Annotated in this window: 6 protein-coding genes; 1 reads left to right on the forward strand and 5 read right to left on the reverse strand. The window is 59.1% G+C overall.

Translation table 11 applies throughout. From position 1 onward, the window contains the following. From DBR24_RS29440 to argH, 4 genes are all read right to left on the reverse strand, one after another. Positions 1–626: ABC transporter substrate-binding protein (locus DBR24_RS29440; protein WP_146189149.1), on the reverse strand; the 626-nt coding region annotated here is incomplete at its 3' end. A gap of 38 nt (positions 627–664) precedes the next feature. Further along, the gene (locus tag DBR24_RS29445) at positions 665–1,429 is read right to left on the reverse strand and encodes an amino acid ABC transporter ATP-binding protein (protein ID WP_123468872.1); all 765 of its coding nucleotides are present in this window, start codon (positions 1,427–1,429) and stop codon (positions 665–667) included. 10 nt (positions 1,430–1,439) lie between these two features. After that, positions 1,440–2,318 carry an amino acid ABC transporter permease gene (locus DBR24_RS29450; protein ID WP_123468870.1) on the reverse strand — a complete coding sequence of 293 codons (879 nt, stop codon included), beginning with the start codon at positions 2,316–2,318 and terminating at the stop codon, positions 1,440–1,442. A gap of 150 nt (positions 2,319–2,468) precedes the next feature. Then, positions 2,469–3,896, reverse strand: a complete 1,428-nt coding sequence (gene argH, locus DBR24_RS29460) for an argininosuccinate lyase (protein ID WP_128616454.1) — start codon at positions 3,894–3,896, stop codon at positions 2,469–2,471. A gap of 298 nt (positions 3,897–4,194) precedes the next feature. Here argH and DBR24_RS29465 point away from each other — a divergent pair, with 298 nt between their 5' ends. Continuing rightward, entirely contained in the window at positions 4,195–5,160 is a 966-nt protein-coding gene (locus DBR24_RS29465) for a LysR family transcriptional regulator (protein ID WP_123468866.1), read from the forward strand. Here the strand turns inward: DBR24_RS29465 and DBR24_RS29470 are convergent. Continuing rightward, positions 5,144–5,573, reverse strand: a 430-nt coding sequence (locus DBR24_RS29470; RefSeq protein ID WP_146189150.1) for a GNAT family N-acetyltransferase, incomplete at its 5' end; no start/stop codon positions are given. The genes DBR24_RS29465 and DBR24_RS29470 overlap by 17 nt on opposite strands.

Below are 5,573 nucleotides of genomic sequence, written 5' to 3' on the forward strand. Positions count from 1 at the left end.
TCCTTTTCCTGGGTCTTGAGGTACGACAGCGTTTCGCTGACCTGCATCGCCGCATCGATCCGGCTCTGGCGCAGTTGCGCACGGGCGTCGGCCGAGCCTTCGGTGCCGATCACGTTGATCGCCGGTTTGCCGGCCGCCTCACAGTTGGCCTTGCTCCACGCGGCGATTTCCGCCGGGAATGTGGTGCGACGGCTGGTGCCGACTTTCTTGCCGCACAGGTCGATGATCTCGTTGGTCGCGGTGTTCTTCTGCAAGGTGTAGAACTGCGGGCCGCTGGTGAAGTAGTCGACGAAGGTCACACTGGCCTGGCGCTCGCCGGTGTCGGTCATGCCCGACAACACCATGTCGACGCGGTCGGTGGTCAGCGCATTGATCATTTGCTCGAAGCCGGTTTCCTGCCATTTGATCTTCACCCCCAGACGTTCGGCCAGCGCGTTGCCCAGGTCATAGTCGAGGCCTGTGAGGGTGTTGGTGGCCGGGTCCTTGAAGTCCATCGGCGGATAGTTCGGCATGATTGCCACGACGATCTCGCCTTTTTCCTTGATGCCGGCCGGCAGATCGGCGGCCACGGCAAAACCGCAAGACATGACAGAAGCGAGTGCAGCGGGGATTACGAAATTCTTCATGGTCGTTCTCTTATGAGTGTTGTGGCACCAATCGGTGCTTAGGTTCGAACGGCAGAAATGAAGCTTTGGGTGCGCGGGTTTTGCGGACTTATTAGTATTTCTTCGGGGCTTCCAGCCTCCACGATCTGCCCGCCGTCCATGAACACCATGCGATTGGAAACTTCGCGGGCGAAGCCCAGTTCATGGGTGACGACGATCATGGTCATGCCGGTCTGCGCCAGATCGCGCATGACCGACAGCACCTCACCGACCAGTTCCGGGTCGAGTGCCGAAGTGGGTTCATCGAACAGCATCAGTTTCGGGCGCATGGCCAGGGCCCTGGCAATGGCGACTCGTTGCTGCTGACCACCCGAAAGTTCGATCGGGTAGCTGTTGCGTTTGTCGGCCAGGCCGACGCGGGCCAGCAGTTCCAAGGCTTCTTCGTGGGCTTCCTTGGGCGAGCGCTTGAGCACCTGGCACGGGCCTTCGATGATGTTTTGCAGCACAGTCATGTGCGGAAACAGGTTGAAGCGCTGGAACACCATGCCGGTCGCCAGGCGCTGGCGGGCAATCTGCGACTCATTGAGTTCGTGCAGTTTGTTGCCTGCGACCCGATAGCCGACCAGTTCGCCGTCGACCCACAAGCCGCCCTTGTCGATCTTTTCCAACTGATTGACGCAGCGCAGCAGGGTGCTCTTGCCCGAGCCGGACGGGCCGATGATGCACAGCACTTCGCCTTGCTCGACTTCGATGTTGATGTCCTTGAGCGCGTGGTACTGGTCGTAATATTTGTTCAGGCTGACGGCCTTGACGATGCTTCTCATGTTCGATTCCTCAAGAACGCTTGCCGGCGCCGCGAGCGAAGCGACGCTCCAGACGGCTTTGACCAAAGGACAGCACGGTGACAGTGGCCAGGTACCAGATACCGGCAACGATCAGCAGCTCCATCACTCGGGCGTTGGCGTAGTAAATGTTCTGGGCGTTGTAGAGCAGTTCCGAGTACTGGATCACGCTCGCCAGCGAGGTCATCTTGACCATGCCGATGAATTCGTTGCCGACCGGCGGAATAATGATGCGCATGGCCTGCGGCAGGATGATCCGGCGCAGCGCTTGCAGACGCGGCATGCCGATCGACTTGGCTGCTTCGTACTGTCCGGTGTCCACCGACAGCAGGCCGGCGCGCACCACTTCAGCGGTGTAGGCGCCCTGGTTGATGCTCAAGCCGAGCAGCGCTGCCACGAACGGGGTCATCAGGCTCACGGTGTCGAGTTCGAACAGCCCGGGAATGCCGATGGTGGGGAAAATCAGCGCCAGGTTGAACCACAGCAGCAGTTGCAGAATCAGCGGCGTACCGCGAAACAGCCAGGTGTAGGTCAGCGCCACGTAGCGCAGGATCGGGTTGGCCGACATGCGCATGATCGCCGTGATCACCCCGAACACGATGCCCAGCGCCATCGCCAGGACGGCCATGATGATGGTGTTGAACAGGCCCCACATGATCGCCTGGGAGGTCAGGAACTGGCCGATGTACGACCATTCAATCTTGCCTTCGGCGAAGGCGCGCACCAGGCCGATGATCGCGATGACGATCAGCGTGGCGAAAAAAATCCGCCCGTAGTAGCGCCGTGGCACATGCTGGTACTGGGTGATATCGAACTGGTTTTCCGCCAGTTTGCGCTCCGCCTGGAGTCGTTCTGCCTGAGTCTGGCTCATGGTGTTTCTCCGAACTGTACTTTCAAATCCAACACGATCACTGTGGGAGCGAGCTTGCTCGCGAATAGGCCGTGTCAGGCGACATCGAGGTTGAATGACACACCGCATTCGCGAGCAAGCTCGCTCCCACAAGGTTATGTGCCATGGCCGTTAGAGGCGGAAGCCCTGGTAGTTTTCTGTCCACTGCTGTTGCGCGGCGAGGGCGGTTTTCAAGCGGCCGATCTGCTCGCGCACCTGTTGCGGCGCGGTACCGCCCCAACCGCTACGGACAGCGATGGCGGCCTCCAGCGTCAGGCTGTCGCGTACATCAGCGGTCAGGCGCGGATCGATCTCGGTCAGCAGCGCCGGCGAGGCTTCCCATAATTCGATGCCATGTTTCTCGCAGGCCTGCACCAGCGCGCCGGTGATTTCGTGCGCTTCCTTGAAAGGCACGCCGCGCATCGCCAGCCAGTCGGCGACTTCGGTGGCGAGTGTGAAACCGAGAGGTGCCTGACGCCGCAGTTCTGCCACGTTGACGGTCATGGTAGCGACCATCCCGGCCATCGCCGGGAGTACCAGCAGCAAGGTGTCGACACTGTCGAGCACACCGTTCTTGTCTTCGCTCAGATCGCGGTTGTACGACAGTGGCAGGGATTTGAGCGTCGAGAGCAAACCGGTGAGATTGCCGATCAAGCGCCCGGCCTTGCCCCGCGCCAGTTCGGCGATGTCCGGGTTTTTCTTCTGCGGCATGATCGAACTGCCGGTGGCGTAGGCATCGTCCAGATCAACCCAGCGGAACTGGCGCGACGACCAAAGGCAAAACTCTTCGGCCAGACGTGAAATGTTGATCCCCAGCATGCTGGCGATGAACAGGAATTCGGCCACGTGATCGCGACTGGCGACGGCGTCGATGGAGTTCTCGCAGACGCCGGCATAGCCCATTTCCTTTGCCGATTGCTGCGGCTGGCGAGCAATGGCGGAACCGGCCATGGCGGCAGCACCGAGTGGCGACAACGAGGTGCGGGCGTCCCAGTCCACCAACCGTTGCACATCACGCAGCATCGACTGTGCGTGGGCCAGCAAATGGTGGGCGAAGACGATCGGCTGCGCCTGCTGCAAGTGCGTAAAACCGGGACAGATGCTTTCGACATGCTGTTCGGCCTGGTCGACCAGCGCCTGTTGCAGAGCGAGGACTTCCACGGCCAGGGTGCGCACATGGTCACGCAGGAACAGACGCAGATCGTTGGCGGTCTGGTCGTTGCGCGAACGCCCGGCGCGCAGCTTGCCGCCCAAGGCGCCGAGGCGCTCGGTCAGCAGGCGTTCGATGAAGGTGTGAACGTCTTCGTCGTCCAGCGTCGGGGCGATGCTGCCAGCGCGGAAGTCTGCACCGATGGCGTCCAGCGCGGCGAGCATGGTCCGGGTTTCCTGCTCGGTGAGCAGACCGGCACGCTGCAGTTCACCGGCATGCGCCTTGGAACCGGCCAAGTCGTACGGGGTGAGGCGGAAATAGCGCTCAGGGCAACGGGACAACGCCGCCAGGGCAGCGGACGGGCCGCTTTTGAATCGGGCGCCCCAGAGACGGTCGGTGGTTTGAGACATTGGTTGTTTTCCTCGTCGGTAACGCGAACTGAAATCGGTGTGCATGACCTGCAAATTCCGGCTGAACAATCAGCGGACGGATTCAGGCCAAAGCAGTTTTCAAGAGGGCAGTTGCAATGTCGCGAGAGCTGATCGAAGTGTCAGCTTTTAATGTTTGGCGAACAGTCAGTTGGCACTGATGTTCGGGATTTTCTGGCAGTTGCCAAGCCGTGTTTTCTGTGATCATTATTATTAGTCGGCGATGTTTTTGTTGTTGGACACAGATTGTTGAACATTGCGCCAGAGGTAAATCAGCATTATGGAAACCCCACTTTCCAATTCCGGAAACCCGCCGGTCAAAACGGCTCACCGAGCACCGCTGGCCCTCAGCGGACTGGATTTCAAACTGCTCAAGGTGTTCAAGGCCGTGGTCGAAGCTGGAGGCTTCAGCGCCGCGCAGAACGAGCTGAATGTGGGCCTGGCGGCCATCAGCAAGCAGATCTCCGATCTGGAAATCCGTATTGGCATGCGTTTGTGTACCCGTGGCCGCGAGGGGTTTCACCTCACCGAAGAAGGGCGCCTGGTGTATCAGGCGTCAATTGATCTATTTGCCTCTGTCGACAACTTCCGTGACCGGCTTAGTTCTGCACAAAACGAACTTATTGGTGATCTGGGTGTAGGCGTTATCGACAATACGATCAGCGATCCTGGTTCGCCGTTAGTTGCAGCGCTGAAAAAAATCAATGAAGAGTCGCCAAAAGTAAGATTTCAACTTCAGGCGTCGCAGCTGGATGAGATTGAAAGAGGTGTCGTAGAAGGTCGATTAGTTGCTGGAATTGTTCCGGTTTATCAACGCCGTGAAGAGTTTGATTATTACTCGCTGTATGAGGAACGCTCGCAAGTTTACTGTGCGCTCGGTCATCCGCTGTTCGATATGCCCGAGACGCAAATGAGCGGCAATGTGCTGCAGGATTACGAGTGCATCAACCACCGCTATGCGATCCACCGCGATAAGCTCAACTATGCGCGCTATGACAGTTTTTCCGCCTCTGCCACTCAGGTCGAGGCCGTGGCATTGCTGATCAAGACCGGCCGTTTCGTGGGTTTTCTGCCCGAGCATTACGCTGCAACACTGGTCGCGGCCGGAGAGTTTCGTGCGGTGCTGCCGCAGCGCATTCACATCGTTACGCCGTTCAATCTGATCCTGCGTCACAACACGGTGCGCAGTCCGTTGGTCAAGGCGTTTGCCCAAGCGTTGGGGGTCGATCTCAAGGCTGCGGTTTGAGTTCAAGATGCATGGCGCAACGCCGTTCAATCGGCAATCCGTGGGCTGCTTCGCTGTTTAACGCATCGACTAGATGCGCCGGTGTTTCTTGCGGGGTTAACAGGCTAAAGCCGATTTTTTGATAAAACGGTGCGTTCCACGGCAGATCGGAAAATGTTGTCAGCGTGACGGCGCGAAGTTGCTGCTCAGCGGCGTACTCAATGGCCATCAACAGCAACTTGCGACCCATTCCCTGACCCTGAAAATGTTGGCTGACGGACAGTTCCTCAACGTGCAGTTGTTTGTCGACTTCCACCGCCCGCAGAAAACCGCCAAGTTGCTGATCAGTGTGTTCGGCCACCCACACCAAAGCGCTGCGGATTGCCTGTAAGTGCTGTTCGGCATCGGGCACGGGGGCATCGGCCAGCCAGGCG

Source organism: Pseudomonas sp. HMWF006 (genome assembly GCF_003061205.1).
GTDB lineage: Bacteria > Pseudomonadota > Gammaproteobacteria > Pseudomonadales > Pseudomonadaceae > Aquipseudomonas > Aquipseudomonas monsensis.